The 15,781-nt window shown below is 62.4% G+C and carries 13 protein-coding genes; 4 read left to right on the forward strand and 9 right to left on the reverse strand.

Features of this window, described 5'->3' with window-relative positions:
* Window positions 1–2: 2 nt before the first annotated feature.
* A complete protein-coding gene (locus EGJ22_RS01240) occupies window positions 3–3,320 on the forward strand; it encodes a DEAD/DEAH box helicase (protein WP_080709249.1) in 3,318 nt (1,105 codons plus the stop codon).
* Between the two features lie 100 nt (window positions 3,321–3,420).
* Here EGJ22_RS01240 and nagZ read toward each other — a convergent pair whose 3' ends face one another.
* Both nagZ and EGJ22_RS01250 read right to left on the reverse strand, forming a co-directional pair.
* The gene (nagZ, locus tag EGJ22_RS01245; protein ID WP_172828394.1) at window positions 3,421–4,419 is read right to left on the reverse strand and encodes a beta-N-acetylhexosaminidase; all 999 of its coding nucleotides are present in this window, start codon (window positions 4,417–4,419) and stop codon (window positions 3,421–3,423) included.
* Window positions 4,420–4,502: 83 nt separating this feature from the next.
* Window positions 4,503–5,210 carry a TetR/AcrR family transcriptional regulator gene (locus EGJ22_RS01250; RefSeq protein WP_009686283.1) on the reverse strand — a complete coding sequence of 236 codons (708 nt, stop codon included), beginning with the start codon at window positions 5,208–5,210 and terminating at the stop codon, window positions 4,503–4,505.
* Window positions 5,211–5,427: 217 nt separating this feature from the next.
* On the opposite strand from EGJ22_RS01250, the gene lexA reads away from it, so the two are divergent.
* Complete coding sequence (lexA, locus tag EGJ22_RS01255; protein ID WP_029887015.1) at window positions 5,428–6,036, forward strand: transcriptional repressor LexA; 609 nt, start codon at window positions 5,428–5,430, stop codon at window positions 6,034–6,036.
* Between the two features lie 13 nt (window positions 6,037–6,049).
* Window positions 6,050–6,526, forward strand: a complete 477-nt coding sequence (sulA, locus tag EGJ22_RS01260) for an SOS-induced cell division inhibitor SulA (protein WP_009686281.1) — start codon at window positions 6,050–6,052, stop codon at window positions 6,524–6,526.
* A gap of 56 nt (window positions 6,527–6,582) precedes the next feature.
* On the opposite strand, the gene EGJ22_RS01265 is transcribed toward sulA, so the two are convergent.
* The 7 genes from EGJ22_RS01265 to EGJ22_RS01295 all read right to left on the reverse strand — a co-directional run bounded on the left by EGJ22_RS01265 (window position 6,583) and on the right by EGJ22_RS01295 (window position 15,147).
* Window positions 6,583–6,816 (reverse strand): hypothetical protein, encoded by a 234-nt coding sequence (locus EGJ22_RS01265; protein ID WP_029887014.1) that lies wholly within the window; start codon window positions 6,814–6,816, stop codon window positions 6,583–6,585.
* A gap of 50 nt (window positions 6,817–6,866) precedes the next feature.
* Complete coding sequence (locus EGJ22_RS01270) at window positions 6,867–7,382, reverse strand: DUF6586 family protein (RefSeq protein ID WP_029887013.1); 516 nt, start codon at window positions 7,380–7,382, stop codon at window positions 6,867–6,869.
* An 89-nt stretch (window positions 7,383–7,471) separates the two neighbouring features.
* A complete protein-coding gene (gene topA / locus EGJ22_RS01275) occupies window positions 7,472–10,081 on the reverse strand; it encodes a type I DNA topoisomerase (protein WP_009686278.1) in 2,610 nt (869 codons plus the stop codon).
* 101 nt (window positions 10,082–10,182) lie between these two features.
* Complete coding sequence (locus EGJ22_RS01280; RefSeq protein ID WP_025754461.1) at window positions 10,183–10,434, reverse strand: DUF1653 domain-containing protein; 252 nt, start codon at window positions 10,432–10,434, stop codon at window positions 10,183–10,185.
* 76 nt (window positions 10,435–10,510) lie between these two features.
* Window positions 10,511–11,686: an acetyl-CoA C-acyltransferase FadA gene (fadA, locus tag EGJ22_RS01285; RefSeq protein WP_125920107.1), complete on the reverse strand. Its 1,176-nt coding sequence runs from the start codon at window positions 11,684–11,686 to the stop codon at window positions 10,511–10,513.
* A gap of 31 nt (window positions 11,687–11,717) precedes the next feature.
* Window positions 11,718–13,865, reverse strand: coding sequence for a fatty acid oxidation complex subunit alpha FadB (fadB, locus tag EGJ22_RS01290; RefSeq protein ID WP_029887012.1), 2,148 nt, complete (start codon window positions 13,863–13,865; stop codon window positions 11,718–11,720).
* 844 nt (window positions 13,866–14,709) lie between these two features.
* Complete coding sequence (locus EGJ22_RS01295; protein ID WP_029887011.1) at window positions 14,710–15,147, reverse strand: hypothetical protein; 438 nt, start codon at window positions 15,145–15,147, stop codon at window positions 14,710–14,712.
* A 110-nt stretch (window positions 15,148–15,257) separates the two neighbouring features.
* Here EGJ22_RS01295 and EGJ22_RS01300 point away from each other — a divergent pair, with 110 nt between their 5' ends.
* Window positions 15,258–15,698 (forward strand): universal stress protein, encoded by a 441-nt coding sequence (locus tag EGJ22_RS01300; RefSeq protein ID WP_009686273.1) that lies wholly within the window; start codon window positions 15,258–15,260, stop codon window positions 15,696–15,698.
* Window positions 15,699–15,781: the final 83 nt, after the last annotated feature.

Consider the following 15,781-nt stretch of genomic DNA (forward strand, 5'->3'; position numbering starts at 1 on the left):
GCATGAAGCCAGATGCCGCCGAGTTGGTGAACCAATACCCGAACTGGACCCAGTCGTTCAGCAAGGCCACCCTGCAGCGCGCAGAACGCTATGCCGACGAAGGCCGGGTGGAACTGGACGCTATCTATCGCCAGACCATCACCGCCCGGTGCGAAGGCAGCGGCGACAATGTCTACCAGCAAACCATCGAACTGCACATTGCAGGCGGCCGCTGCCACGTCGAGGGTGAGTGCGACTGCCCGGTACGGCAAAACTGCAAGCATTGCGCTGCGGTACTGTTCACCCTCAGCGGCCCCGACATCAGCACCGAGCCTGTGCAAAGCCCGCCGGGTACGCTGTCGGCCGAACTGCAACACTGGCTCAGTGGCCTGGAGCAGCCGCCGGCCCAGACCGGCGCAGCCGATGACAAACGCGGGCGCATGGTCTGCTACCAGTTGCAACTGACCGATGCTGCCGGCTGCTCGCTGCTGGTGCGCAAAGGCACACGCAGCGAGGACGGCATCCGCTTCAGCCGGGTGCAGTCGCTTTACGATTTTCTCTACGAGCCGCCGCGCTTCGTCACCGACCAGGACACGCGCATCCTGCGCCTGCTTGCGGCATTGAACCAGGGGGCCGGCCAGGACCGCGGCTACCAACTCAAAGGCCAGGAAGGCGGGGAACTGTTCCAGCGCGCACTGGAAACCGGGCGCATGCTGTTCGACGTCAACATGCCCCTGCTGCACGAAGGCCCGACGCGCCCAGCCGAGTTCCGCTGGGTACGCCAGGGCAATGGCAACTACCGCGGGCTGTGGTACAGCGGTGAGGAACCGCTGCGCTGCGTCATCCCGCTGCTGCCGCTGTACTACTTCGATGTGCAGGCGCAAGAGGTGGGCAAGGTCGAACACACCCTTGACCCGCATGTGGCCGTGCAACTGACCATCGCCCCCGATGTGCCGGAACACTTGGTCGTCCCCCTGAGCCACAAGCTCAATGCCCTGAGCCACAAGGTGCCGACCCCAGCCCCCGTGCGAGAGCAAGTGATCGAGGACATCCAGCCACAGGCCCTGCTGGCCCTCGGCAGCCTCGAGTACACCGCCTACATGCCGAAAACCGGGCGCATGCAACGGCAGATGCAACATCGCGCCGCATTGGCATTCGACTATGACGGCCTGCAAGCCAGCGGTAGCGACGACAAGCCACTGACCCGCCTTGCAGGCAACACCAGCCAGCGCATCCGCCGCCAGCCCCAGGCTGAACAAGCCCTGCGCAAGGTGCTGCGGGACTTCGGCTTCAGGCCTGCAACCCGGCAGAGCAAGGCATTGCCCGACAGTGCCGGGGAAATGTATCAACTGCCCGACGACGAAGCCTGGCTGCACTTTGCCCGCGAGGGCCTGCCACGCCTGCGCGAAGCCGGCTGGGCCATCGATACCCACCGCGATTTCGCCTTCGACCTGCAAGAGGTGGAAGACTGGTACGCGACCATCGACGAAGCGCCGGGCCATGAATGGTTCGACCTGGAACTGGGCATCGTGGTCGATGGCCAGCGCCACAGCCTGTTGCCGATCGTGCTGCAATTGCTGCGCAGCAGCCCAGAGCTGTTACGCCCCAGCGAACTGGCCCGGCGCAGTGACGACGAGCACCTGTTGATCGACCTGAACCGCGGCCGCCTGGATGCCTCGCCCTTGCGCGTCGCCCTGCCTTATGGCCGTATCAAGGCGGTGATGGGCACCCTGGGCGAGCTGTACCTGCACGAAGGCAGCGTAGGCCCGGCCCTGCGCCTGGACCGCGCCGACGCCGCGCGCCTGAACCAGATCGAAGGCATGCCGCTGCATTGGGAAGGTGGCGAGCATGTGCGCGACCTGGGGCGCCGCCTGCGTGACGCGCGTGACCTGCAGGTCGCACCGCCAGTCGCGCTGCGGGCAAGCTTGCGCGCCTACCAGCAGCAAGGCCTGAACTGGCTGCAGGCCCTGCGCGAAATGGGTACCGGCGGCATTCTGGGCGACGACATGGGCTTGGGCAAGACCCTGCAGGCCTTGGCTCACCTGCTGCTGGAAAAGGAAAGCGGGCGCCTCGTCAGCCCAGCCCTGGTCGTGATGCCGACCAGCCTGATACCCAACTGGCTGGACGAAGCCGCACGCTTCGCCCCCGACCTGCGTGTACTGCCCCTGCACGGGCCAGGGCGCAGCAAGCATTTTGCCAAGCTGGGCGACTACGACCTGGTCCTCACCACCTATGCGCTGCTGCCGCGCGACCTGCAGCACCTGCGCGCGCACGCGTGGCACGTGCTGGTGCTGGACGAGGCACAGAACATCAAAAGCAGTACCAGCAAGGCGGCCCTGGCCGCCTGCGAACTGCAGGCCACCCAGCGTCTGTGCCTGACCGGCACGCCGATGGAAAACAACCTGGGCGAACTGTGGTCGATCTTCCACTTCCTGATGCCCGGCTGGCTGGGTGAATTGAAGCGCTTCAACCAGGACTACCGCACGCCGATCGAGCGCCACGGTGACAGCGAGCGCATGGCCCACCTGGCCAACCGCGTCCGGCCGTTCCTGTTGCGCCGCACCAAGGAGCAGGTGGCCACCGAGCTGCCGGCCAAAACCGAGATGGTGCACTGGGTCGAGCTCAGCGACGCCCAGCGCGACACCTACGAAGCGGTACGCGTGGCCATGGACAAGAAAGTCCGCGATGAAATTGCCCGCAACGGTGCCGCGCGCAGCCAGATCGTGATCCTCGACGCGCTGCTCAAGCTGCGCCAGGTGTGCTGCGACCTGCGCCTGGTAAAAGGCGTGGAGAGCAAGGGTAACCAGGCCGACAAGGGCAAGCTGGGGGCACTGCTGCAAATGCTCGATGAGCTGCTCAGCGAAGGCCGCCGGGTACTGCTGTTTTCGCAGTTCACGTCGATGCTTGCACTGATCGAGCAGGAACTGCAAAAGCGCCAGATCCGCTACAGCCTGCTCACCGGCGATACCCGCGACCGGCGTACGCCGGTGCAGCAGTTCCAGCAGGGTGAGAGCGAGGTGTTCCTGATCAGCCTGAAGGCCGGCGGCGTGGGCCTGAACCTGACGGCGGCAGACACGGTGATCCACTTCGACCCCTGGTGGAACCCGGCCAGCGAAAACCAGGCCACCGACCGCGCCTACCGTATAGGCCAGGACAAACCGGTGTTCGTGTTCAAGCTGATTACCCGCGGCACGGTGGAAGAGAAAATACAGGCACTGCAGCAGGAGAAGGCCGCGCTGGCGGCGAGCCTGCTCGATGGCGGCCAGGCTGGGCAGTGGCGGCTGGGGGATGAAGAGATCGATGCCCTGTTTGCACCGTTGCCGGGCAAGCGTGGGCGCTGATGCCCTCGGGTCGGCCGTGAGGGTTGGCTGGCAGTGAGGCCGAGCGCCGCGCCGGCGGCGATCTCACTGGCAACCAGAAACCCGCTACAGCGACGACAGGTCAGTCGACCAGCTGCGCCTCTTTCAACGCGCCCAACGCCGCCAGCCAGCGTGGCTGCTGGCGATAGTCGGTACGTGCAAAGCCCTGCCCGCGCATCCGGGCGATACGCGGCGAGGGCCTGACCTGCATGCGCTGCGCTGCGCTCAGTGCCAGCTCTGCCGCCGCGCGGTCATTGCAAACCAGGCCCATGTCGCAGCCGGCAGACAATGCCGCCTCGATACGGCTGGCCGCATCGCCCACCACATGGGCACCGGCCATCGACAGGTCATCACTGAAGATCACCCCGTCAAAGCCCAGCTCGCCACGCAGAATGTCCTGCAGCCAGCGGCGCGAGAAGCCGGCCGGCTGGTCGTCCACCTGCGGGTAGATGACATGCGCCGGCATCACCGCCGCCAATTGCCCGCTCAGGCGGCTGAACGGTACAAGGTCGGCCTGGCGCAGTTGCGCAAGGCTGCGCTCATCGGTGGGAATGGCCACGTGCGAATCGGCCTCGGCCCAGCCATGCCCCGGGAAGTGCTTGCCGCAGGCCGCCATGCCGGCGGCATTCATGCCGCGGATGAACGCCCCGGCCAACTGTGTCGCACGCAGCGGGTCGCCCTCGAAGGCGCGGCTGCCCACCACGGCACTGCGCTGGTGATCAAGGTCAAGCACCGGAGCGAAGCTCAGGTCCAGGCCCACTGCCAGCACTTCGGTCGCCATCAGCCAGCCACACTGCTCGGCCAGGTATTCAGCGTTGTCGTTGTCGGCCAGCGCGCGCATGGCGGGCAGGCGCACAAAGCCCTGGCGCAGGCGTTGCACACGGCCGCCCTCCTGGTCCACCGCCAGAATCAGATCGGGGCGTATGGCGCGGATGGATGCGCATAGCTCACGCACCTGGCGCGGGCTGTCGATATTGCGGGCGAAGATGATCAGGCCGGCCACTTCGGGCTGGCGCAGCAGGTGACGGTCTTCGGCGGTCAGCCATTTACCGGCGATGTCCACCATCAGGGAGCCTTGCAGACTGACGGTCATGGGTATTCCTTAATTGAAGACTGAACAGAAGCGGCGCTAGCTTAGCCCAAGCGCCCCGCCGCGCCCAGCTTTCAGGCCTTGGCCGTGGCGGCGCTGCTCTTGGTGCGTGGGCGCAGTTGTGCAGTGGCCATGGCCGGGTCGGTGACGCCACTGTCCGCCCGCATGCCGGCCGCCAGGAACGGCACCATCAGGCGCATGACCTGTTCGATGGACGTATTGATACCGAAGTCGGTTTCGGCGATGGCCCGCAGGGCCTTGATGCCGGACATGCTGAACGCGGCCGCCCCCAGCATGAAGTGCACGCGCCAGAACAGCTCCAGCGGCGGAATACGGGGAGCCGCCTCGTTGACCAACAGCATGTAGCGGCGGAACACCTTGCCGTACATGTCTTCCAGGTAGCGCCGCAAGTGCCCTTGGCTCTGGCTGAAGGCAAGGCCCAGCAGCCGCATGAAGATCGACAGGTCGTTGTTGCTGCGCGGCTGCACGGCCAATGCCTGCTCCACCAGCATTTCCAGCAGCTCTTCCAGGCTTGGCTTGTGCTCGGGCTTGGCCTGGCGGCGTTCCAGTTCACGCTCGAGGCTGGCGCAGAACGGGCCCAGGAAGCGCGAGAACACAGCCTGGATAAGCGCTTTTTTGGAACCGAAGTGATAGTTGACCGCCGCCAGGTTGACCCCGGCCTTGCTGGTAATCAGCCGCAGCGAGGTTTCAGCGAACCCCCTTTCCGCGAACAGCTGCTCGGCAGCATCGAGAATGCGTTCAACGGTTTCCGATTGGGCCATGACTACTCCGACTACTCCGCCAGACAAACAGTTGTTTGAAACATACGTTTCAGCCCTGCATCTGTCAAGGCTCGGTGACCGGGCAGTCGCCGTTGGAAAACAGCGCGCGTCGTGCCTCCGGGAGGGGGCGTTCGACTTTTCTTGCAACGTGTGGCTTGAAGCTTATCCAGTACTGTATATAATCCCAGTCACTGTACAAAAAGCCAGAGCGCCCAACATGCTGAAACTGACGCCACGCCAAGCCGAAATTCTCGCGTTCATCAAGCGTTGCCTGGAAGACAACGGTTTCCCGCCTACACGTGCCGAGATCGCTCAGGAACTGGGCTTCAAATCGCCCAACGCTGCCGAAGAACACCTCAAGGCCCTCGCCCGCAAGGGTGCCATCGAAATGACCCCAGGTGCATCCCGCGGCATCCGCATCCCGGGCTTCGAAGCCAAGGCCGAAGAAAGCGGCCTGCCCATCATCGGCCGTGTGGCTGCCGGTGCACCGATCCTTGCCGAGCAGCACATCGAGCAATCGTGCAACATCAACCCCGCGTTCTTCCACCCCCAGGCCGACTATTTACTGCGCGTGCACGGCATGAGCATGAAGGACGTCGGTATCCTGGACGGCGACCTGCTGGCAGTACACACCTGCCGTGAAGCACGCAACGGCCAGATCGTGGTGGCCCGCATCGGCGACGAAGTGACCGTCAAGCGCTTCAAGCGCGAAGGCAGCAAAGTCTGGCTGCTGGCCGAAAACCCCGAATTCGCCCCCATCGAAGTCGACCTGAAAGAACAGGAACTGGTGATCGAGGGCTTGAGCGTCGGCGTCATTCGCCGCTGATCCAGGAGGCGTCATGCAGCAGTTCATTCACGTACCCGAGCAAGCCCAGTTGCCGTTGTTCGAAGCATTCCTTGCCCAACCCGTACTTCCTGGCTTAAAGGCCAGCGAACTGGCACGCAAGCACAGCGACCCCGAGCTTTTCAGCGAACTGTCGCTGCGTGGCGCCCAAGGGCACTGCCAAAACCTGCTGGCACCCGTACTGCGTGAGCTGAGCGAAGAAGACGAAACCCGCTGGCTGACCCTGATCGCGCCGCCGTCGAGCCTGACCCAGGCCTGGCTGCGCGACGCAGGCCTCAACCGTGAACGGATCCTGCTGCTGCAACCCCGTAGCAATCAGAGCCCATTGCAGCTGGCCTGCGAAGCCCTGCGCCTGGGCCTTAGCCACACAGTGGTCAGCTGGCTGGGTAGCGTGAATGCCACTGCCCGCCAGCAACTGCTACGGGCAGCCACTACCGGAAATGCACAAAGCCTGAACATCCGCCTCGGCTGATGTTCAGGCTTTGCCTGTTACTTCAAAACGCCAGGCACCTGCTGCACCCTCAGGGTTCAGTGCAGCACCCGCGGCCCTTCATCACGCTCAGCCTCACCGTCCATCAGGCGACCGGCCATCTGCACACCCACGCTGAGCATGGCCTTGGCCACTTCAACATGCTGACCCTGCAGAAATACCTTGGCGTCTTCCGAGAAATCCAAGGTTACCAGTGAGCCTTCATCCTCGGCGCGACGCAGTTCGATGCGGCCATCAGGCAACTCGACAATTTCCAGAAAAGACGTAGACATAAATGGCAGTTCTCCGCGAAAGGCCAGTATTGTATCAGCCGTTGCCGCGATCAGCACTCACTCAACGCGTCGCGAAAACGCCTGACCAGGCCTTTGAGGTTATTGCGCCAGCTTTCCAGCTCGGCACGGGACAACGCTGGTTGCTCGGGCTCGTCAAGGTTCACGGCTTGGATCAGCGGCTGAGTAACATCGGTTTTTGGCGCTTTCCTGGCGACAGGTGGTCGGAACAAATCGGCATAAGCACTGAGCATTTGCGCCAGCCACGTTTCACGCTGGCGCGCCAGCTCCAGCAGCTCGGCCACCTCGGGGATGGCAATACCGTTCAGGCTGTCGTCGGCCAGCGCCTGCTCCACAGTTGCCACCACCGGCAGGCGGTAGAAAGCACCAATTTCATGGCACATGCCCAGTAGCGCGCCGTACAGGTGAAACAGCGCCGACTCGCGCTCGGCCTGTACCAGGCCCTGGGCATTCATGGCCTGGCTTTGCTCGGCCTTGGCCATGGCCTCGAGGGCGAGGCCGGCAAAGAACAGTTTCTGGTTGGTGCGGGTGTAGGTTTCGTGGGCCATTTCTGTGCCCTCCCTTCAGGCTGCAAGGCAAGTTTCTGCATCATAAATGATTGGGGCCGCTAAGCGGCCCCAATTACAGCACTGAAGGCTCAGCGCTTGTCTTCTACCTTCCACGCGCCACCGTCGTAGAACGCCTTCCAGCCGGTAGGCTTGCCATCAACCTCGGACTGCACGTACTGCTCCTTGGTCTTGCGGCTGTAGCGGATCACTGCAGGGCGGCCGTCCGGGTCCTTCTGCGGCGCATCGCACAGGAAGTGGTACTTCGGGTCGATCTCGTGCTTGTGCGGCACGATTTCCATGACCAGTGGTGCCCGGGTTTCGCGGTTCTTGGGGAACTGGCTGGCCGCCAGGAACAACCCCGAGGCGCCATCGCGCAGCACGTAGGTGTCGTCCACCTTCTCGCACTTGAGCTCAGGCATGTCCACCTTGTCCATCTTCGGTGGCGCTGCCTCACCGCTTTTCAGCAGTTTGCGGGTGTTCTTGCAAGCCGGGTTGGTGCAGCCGAAGAACTTGCCGAACCGGCCGGTCTTCAGTTGCATCTCGCTACCGCACTTGTCGCATTCCAGGCTTGGCCCTTCGTAACCCTTGATGCGGTAGTTGCCTTCTTCGATTTCGTAGCCAGGGCAGTCCGGGTTGTTACCGCAGATGTGCAGCTTGTGCTTCTCATCCAGCAAGTAGGCATCCATCGCCGTGGCGCAGATCGGGCAACGGTGCTTGCCCAACAGCACCCGCGACTCGGACTCGCCCTCGTCGTCCGCAGCGATTTCATCGCCGGGCACCAAGTTGACGGTCGCCTTGCAGCGTTCTTTCGGCGGCAGGCTGTAGCCAGAGCAGCCAAGGAATACCCCAGTGGAAGCGGTACGAATCATCATTGGCCGGCCACATTCCTTGCACGGAATATTGGTCATGGTCGGCTGGTTGGCGCGCATGCCGTCTTCGCTCGACTCGGCCGTCTGCAGCTTCTTGCTGAAGTCGCCATAGAACTCGTCGAGCACGTTCTTCCAGTCACGCTCGCCCTGGGCCACGTCGTCGAGGTTCTCTTCCATGTCGGCGGTAAAGCCGTAGTCCATCAGGTTGGAGAAGCTTTCCGACAGGCGCTCGGTGACGATGTCGCCCATTTTCTCGGAGTAGAAGCGGCGGTTGTGCAGGGTCACATAACCACGGTCCTGGATGGTGGAAATGATCGCCGCGTAGGTCGACGGGCGACCGATGCCGCGCTTTTCCATTTCCTTTACCAGGCTGGCTTCGGTGAAGCGGGCCGGCGGCTTGGTGAAGTGCTGGCTCGGGTCGATCTGCAGCAACTTCAGCGCTTCGCCCTGGACCATTTCCGGCAGTACGTCGTCTTCACCCGGTTTGCTCTGCTGTGGCAGCACACGGGTATAACCGTCGAACTTCAGGATACGGCCCTTGGCGCGCAGCTCGAAATCGCCGGCAGCCACGGTGACACTGGTAGACAGGTACTGCGCCGGCGGCATCTGGCAAGCCAGGAACTGGCGCCAGATCAGCTCGTACAGGCGCTCGGCGTCGCGCTCCATGCCACTGAGCTTGGTCGGGTGTGTATTCACGTCCGACGGGCGAATCGCTTCGTGCGCTTCCTGGGCGCCTTCTTTGCTGCCGTAGACCAGCGGCGCATCCGGCAGGTACTGCTTGCCGAACTCACGCTCGATGTAGCTGCGGGCCATGTCCAGGGCATCGGCCGACAGGTTGGTCGAGTCGGTACGCATGTACGTGATGTAGCCAGCTTCGTACAAGCGCTGGGCCATCATCATGGTCTTCTTCACACCGAAGCCCAGGCGGTTGCTGGCGGCCTGCTGCAGGGTGGAGGTAATGAACGGCGCCGACGGCTTGCTGCTGGTCGGGCGGTCTTCGCGCTTGACCACGCTGTAGCTGGAAGCCTTGAGCTTCTCCAGCGCGGCCATGGCCTGGGCTTCGTTCAGCGGCTTGAACGCCTCGCCATTTTCGCGCGCCACTTCGAAACGCACCTTGGCGTTTTTCGCGGTGCCGAGGTCGGCGTGGATTTCCCAGTATTCTTCGGGGATGAACGCGCGAATTTCACGCTCGCGCTCTACCACCAGCTTGACCGCTACCGACTGCACGCGACCGGCAGACAGGCCACGGGCAATCTTGGCCCACAGCAGCGGCGACACCATGTAGCCCACCACACGGTCAAGGAAACGCCGAGCCTGCTGGGCGTTGACCCGGTCGATGTCCAGCTCGCCCGGTTGCGAGAAGGCTTCCTGAATCGCCTTCTTGGTAATTTCGTTGAACACCACGCGCTTGTAGCGGGCGTCGTCACCACCGATGGCCTCGCGCAGGTGCCAGGCAATGGCTTCCCCTTCGCGGTCCAAGTCGGTTGCGAGATAGATGGTGTCGGCATCCTTGGCCAGGCGGCGCAGCTCTTCGATCACCTTTTCCTTGCCAGGCAGGATCTCGTACTTGGCTTTCCAGCCGTGGTCGGGGTCGACACCCATGCGCGACACCAGCTGGCGACGGGCCTTTTCCTTGGGTGAAAGCGCCGGGGCCTCACCCGCAGCCTTACCACGCTTGGCGGCCGGCTCTTTGCTTGCGCTGGCCGAACCGCTGGTGGGGAGGTCTCGGATATGGCCGATACTCGACTTCACCACGTACTGGTTGCCCAGGTACTTGTTGATGGTCTTGGCCTTGGCCGGGGATTCCACAATGACCAGCGATTTGCCCATGGATCGGAGTATTCCTGAATCTGAAGATGAAAAACGCGTCAGGTGCCGACACGCGGCACCGCTATATATAGTGGCAAAAGTGTGAGGTCAAGTTCGAACGATCATGCGTGCGACTTGCCCAGCAACCCGGGCAGCCCCTCTTCGGCCTTGACCAAAGCAAAGCGTGGCACCTGCTCGCCGTCAACCTCGACGGACTCCTGGAACATCGAAAGTGGCCTCACCCAGAAGCTGTAGTCACCATACAGGCACTGGTAGAAAACCATCCACTCCTCGCTCTCGGAGTGCCGCGCAACGCTGAAGACACGGTACTCAGGCCCTTTGTAATGCCGGTAGACGCCTGGCTGTATCTGCATGTTGCACACCCTCCTGAATAAAACCTGAAAAAACAAAACCGGGGCACAAGGCCCCGGTTGCTGTCCAGCGGCGCGATCAGACGCGTTCGAAGACAGTGGTGATACCTTGGCCGAGGCCGACGCACATGGTCGCCACCCCGAGGGTACCGCCATTTTGCTTCATGACATTGAGCAGGGTGCCGGAAATACGTGCCCCAGAGCAACCGAACGGGTGCCCCAAAGCGATGGCGCCGCCGTGCAGGTTAACCTTCTCATCCATCTTGTCGAGCACTTTCAAATCTTTCAGCACTGGCAAGGCCTGCGCAGCGAAGGCTTCGTTGAGCTCGATGAAGTCGATGTCTGCCATGGTCAACCCGGCACGCTTGAGGGCTTTCTGGGTCGATGGCACCGGGCCGTAGCCCATGATCGCCGGGTCCACACCTGCCACCGCCATCGAGCGGATTACCGCCAACGGCTGGATACCCAGGTCCATGGCGCGCTGGCCAGACATGACGATCATGCACGACGCGCCGTCGGTGATCTGCGACGAAGTACCGGCCGTGACCGTGCCCCCTTTGGGGTTGAATGCCGGCTTGAGCGACGCCAGGCCTTCGAGGGTGGTTTCCGGGCGAATGGTTTCGTCGTAATCGAACACCTTCAGGAAGCCGTTCTCGTCGTAGCCATGCATCGGGATGATTTCATCCTTGAACTTGCCTTCGACCGTAGCCTTGTGGGCCAACTGGTGCGAACGCAAGCCAAACAGGTCCTGCTGCTCACGGGTGATGCCATGCATCTTGCCGAGCATTTCTGCAGTGAGGCCCATCATCCCGGAAGCCTTGGCGGCATGCAAGGACAGGTGCGGGTTAGGGTCCACGCCGTGCATCATGCTGACATGCCCCATGTGCTCCACGCCGCCGACCACGAACACATCGCCGTTGCCGGTCATGATGGCCTGGGCGGCGGTGTGCAGCGCGCTCATCGACGAGCCGCACAGGCGGCTGACGGTTTGCGCAGCGGAAGTGTGCGGGATCTGCGTCATCAGCGAAGCCATGCGGGCGATGTTCCAGCCCTGCTCCAGGGTCTGGTTGACGCAGCCCCAGATCACGTCCTCGACCTCTTTGGGGTCGACCTTGCCGTTGCGCTCCAACAGCTTGCTGATCAGGTGCGCCGACATGTCTTCGGCGCGAGTGTTGCGGTGCATGCCACCCTTGGAGCGGCCCATCGGCGTGCGACCGAAGTCGACAATCACCACGTCTCTTGGATTCAGGCTCATATCAAATCTCTCGCTCTAGCTCGTTGACCGCTCAGTTGAAGAAGCGCTGGCCATTCTTGGCCATTTCGCGCAGCTTGGCGGTCGGGTGGTACAGCGGCCCCAGGTCGGCATAGCGATCGGCCAGGGCAACGAATTCGGCGACACCGATCGAGTCGATGTAGCGCAGCGCACCACCGCGGAAGGGAGGGAAACCAATGCCGTAGACCAGCCCCATGTCGGCTTCGGCAGCGGTCTCGACGATGCCGTCTTCCAGGCAGCGCACGGTCTCCAGGCACAGCGGCACCATCATCCAGTTGACGATGTCTTCATCGGTGACTTCACGCTGCTCGAACACGATCGGCTTGAGCACGTCGAGCACGGTAGCGTCGAACACTTTCTTCGGCTTGCCACGCTTGTCGGTTTCGTAGGCGTAGAAACCCTTGCCATTCTTCTGCCCCAGGCGGTTGGCCTCGTACAGAGCATCCACCGCCGAGCGGCGCTCGTCCTTCATGCGGTCAGGGAAACCTTCGGCCATCACGTCACGGCCGTGGTGGCCGGTGTCGATGCCTACCACGTCCATCAGGTAGGCCGGGCCCATTGGCCAGCCGAACTTTTCCATGACCTTGTCGATGCGCACGAAGTCGACACCGGCGCTGACCAGCTTGGCAAAGCCGCCGAAGTACGGGAACAGCACGCGGTTGACCAGGAAGCCCGGGCAGTCGTTGACCACGATCGGGTTCTTGCCCATTTTCTTGGCATAGGCCACGGTGGTGGCCACCGCCACTTCACTGGACTTCTCGCCACGAATCACTTCCACCAGCGGCATCATGTGCACCGGGTTGAAGAAGTGCATGCCGACGAAGTTTTCCGGGCGCTTGAGCGCCTTGGCCAGCAGGTTGATGGAGATCGTCGAAGTGTTGGAGGCCAGGATCGCATCGTCCTTGACCTGCCCTTCCACTTCCGCCAGCACCGCCTGTTTGACTTTCGGGTTCTCGACCACGGCCTCGACCACGATGTCGACATTGGCAAAGTCGCCATAGGACAGGGTCGGGCGGATGGCATTGAGCGCCTCGGCCATCTTGGCCGGGGTCAGGCGGCCCTTTTCGACGCGGTTGCCAAGCAGCTTGGAGGCCTCGTTCAAGCCCAGCTGGATGGCTTCCTCGCGGATGTCCTTCATCAGGATCGGGGTGCCCTTGACCGCGGACTGGTAGGCGATGCCGCCCCCCATGATACCGGCGCCAAGCACGGCAGCCTGCTTCACGTCGTGGGCGATTTCGTCGTGCGCCTTGGCCTTGCGCTTGAGCTCCTGGTCGTTCAGGAACAGGCCGATCAGGCTCTCGGCAACCGAGGTCTTGGCCAGTTTGGCAAACCCGGCCGCTTCGACTTCCAGTGCCTTGTCGCGGCCGAAGTTGGCGGCCTTCTGGATGCTCTTGATGGCTTCGACCGGGGCCGGGTAGTTCGGCCCGGCCTGCCCGGCAACGAAGCCCTTGGCAGTTTCGAACGCCATCATCTGTTCGATGGCGTTGAGCTTGAGTTTTTCCAGCTTGGGTTGGCGTTTGGCCTTGTAGTCGAGCTCGCCGCTGATGGCGCGCTTGATCAGGTCGATGGCGCCAGCCTGCAGCAGCTCGGGTGCAACCACGGCATCGACGGCGCCGACTTTGAGGGCGTCTTCGGCGCGGTTTTCCTTGCCGGCAGCGATCCACTCGATGGCGTTGTCCGAACCGATCAGGCGCGGCAGGCGCACGGTGCCGCCAAAGCCCGGGTAGATGCCCAGCTTGACTTCCGGCAGGCCGATCTTGGCGCTGCTGGACATGACACGGTAATCGGCGGCAAGGCACATTTCCAGGCCGCCACCCAGGGCGATGCCATTGATGGCCGCGACGGTTGGCACTTCGAGGTCTTCGAAGGCGTTGAAGATGCGGTTGGCTTCCAGGTTGCCGGCGACCAGTTCGGCCTCGGGCAGCTTGAAGTTGTCGACGAACTCGGTGATGTCGGCGCCGACGATGAACACGTCCTTGCCACTGCTGACGATGACGCCCTTGACCGAGGCGTCGGCCTGGATGGCGCCTACGGCCTCGCGCAGCTCGTTCAGGGTCAGGCGGTTGAACTTGTTGACGGACTCACCCTTGAGGTCGAACTTGAGCTCGACGATGCCACTTTCAAGAGCCTTAACCGTGATGGCTTTACCTTCGTAAATCATCAACTGATCTCCACGATATGGAAGCTGAACTGTACACGCCGATCGCTGCAGCGGAAGCAGGCCTAGCTGCCCCGCCCAGGCACACCCGTCAGCGCGCTAGTCGGAAGTATGGCTTGGCGTGGTGACATACAAACGCTCAATTCATACGCCCGTTTGATTTGGGTGTGCACACATTCTCCGAAAAGATCTGCGTTGTCAAATGCTCACGAGCACGAAGAAAACGCGACTTTGTGGTCATTTTGTACCGTGCGCGCAGCAAATCATGATGACAGTGATCACCGGTCATTCATGCCAGCGATCGACCCGCGGGATTGCACAGGCGCTGCACATTTTCGCTTGCGCGCCGAGCGGGTATGGCTACACTGCCACTTGCGTGAATGAATACCCGGCCTGCCTGGCCTTTTCTGCGAAAGCAGAACGCAAAGCGGCGACTTGGCACCCCACCCCTTCAGGGGTATGCCAAGCCGCCGCTTTGTCGTTGTAGGAGCGGCATTGTGTCTTGAGAGGGGATTAGACCTGGTCATTCACCGTTCCACTTGTGGGAGCGGGCTTGCCCGCGAACACCGGCGCAGCCGGTGCTAGACACCGCGTCGCCTGCTCCCACAGGTGAATCGCGCAGGCTTTTCAAATTTTGAGAAAGACAGTTGCTCCTGCAAGTGCGGCGGCAACTCCAAGCCAGCGCAGACCCCCTGTGGGAGCGGGCATGCCCGCGAACACCGGCAAAGCCGGTGCCAGACACCGCGTCGCCTGCTTCGCGGGCTTGCCCGCTCCTACAGGTGAATCGCGCAGGCTGTTCAAATTTTGAGAAAGAGAGTTGCTCCTAAAGGACCGTGTTTAGCTGAACTCAGGCGAGGGTTTCGAGGACGTAGGCAACATCCTGCAATACAGCCGTATCGCCCCGTTCAGTCCAGTACAACGCGATCATCCGGGCATCGGCCTCTACCTTGTAAACGCTCGCCGGCAAGCGCGCCAGTGCCTCCACGAAGCGCGGGTCTTCGCAGGGTTCGCGGTACTGGTTCCACCACACCCCCGGGCTGACCTGCCAGTAGCTGAAGCTGTTCTGGTGCCCACGGCGGCGCGCCCGGTGGTACTGCGGGCAAGGACTTGGCGGCTCCTTCTCCAGCCAGTGCGGCCACTGTTGCGGCGCCAGCTGCATGGCCAACCCCATACGTCGGGCTTCCAGGCGCAGCTTCATCTGCTCGCTCTGCTTGCGCGAACTGCGCAACCAGGAAAACGGGCTGAGAATCAGCGCAAGGATTGACACCACCAGCAATACCGTCATATCAGTAGATTCCATAAAGCGTTGCAAATGAGCTGGTTAGCCATTTTTCACGGAAGACCCGCCCGAAAGCGACCATACTTCCTTTATCGCGATTGTCAGGAGTACTGCTCATGCCCTACGAACATTTGTTGGTCGCGGTCGACCTGACCGAAGAATGCGACCCGGTAATCAAGCGCGCCATGGCCTTGGCTGCCCCATCGAACGCCAAGGTATCGCTGGTGCATATCGTCGAGCCAATGGCCATGGCGTTTGGCGGCGATGTGCCGATGGACCTGTCGCAACTGCAACAACAGCAGTTCGACCAGGCCAAAGAGCGCATGGACCGGTTGTTCAACAAGTACCCGGACATTAATCGGGGCGACTCGCACCTGACCTACGGCCAACCTCGCCAGGAAATTCACCAGCTTGCCAAGGAACAACACTGCGACCTGATCGTGGTCGGCAGCCATGGCCGCCACGGCCTGGCGTTGCTGTTGGGTTCCACGGCCAATGACGTGCTGCACGGTGCGCCATGTGACGTGCTGGCGGTACGCTTGCAGAAGAAAGACTGATCCGACATGGTCCGGCCCTATCGCCGGCAAGCCAGCTCCCACAGAGGCACCATGGATTTCAAGCCTTATGGTGTCCCTGTGGG

Source organism: Pseudomonas sp. p99-361 (genome assembly GCF_003935475.1).
Classification (GTDB): Bacteria; Pseudomonadota; Gammaproteobacteria; order Pseudomonadales; family Pseudomonadaceae; genus Aquipseudomonas; species Aquipseudomonas juntendi.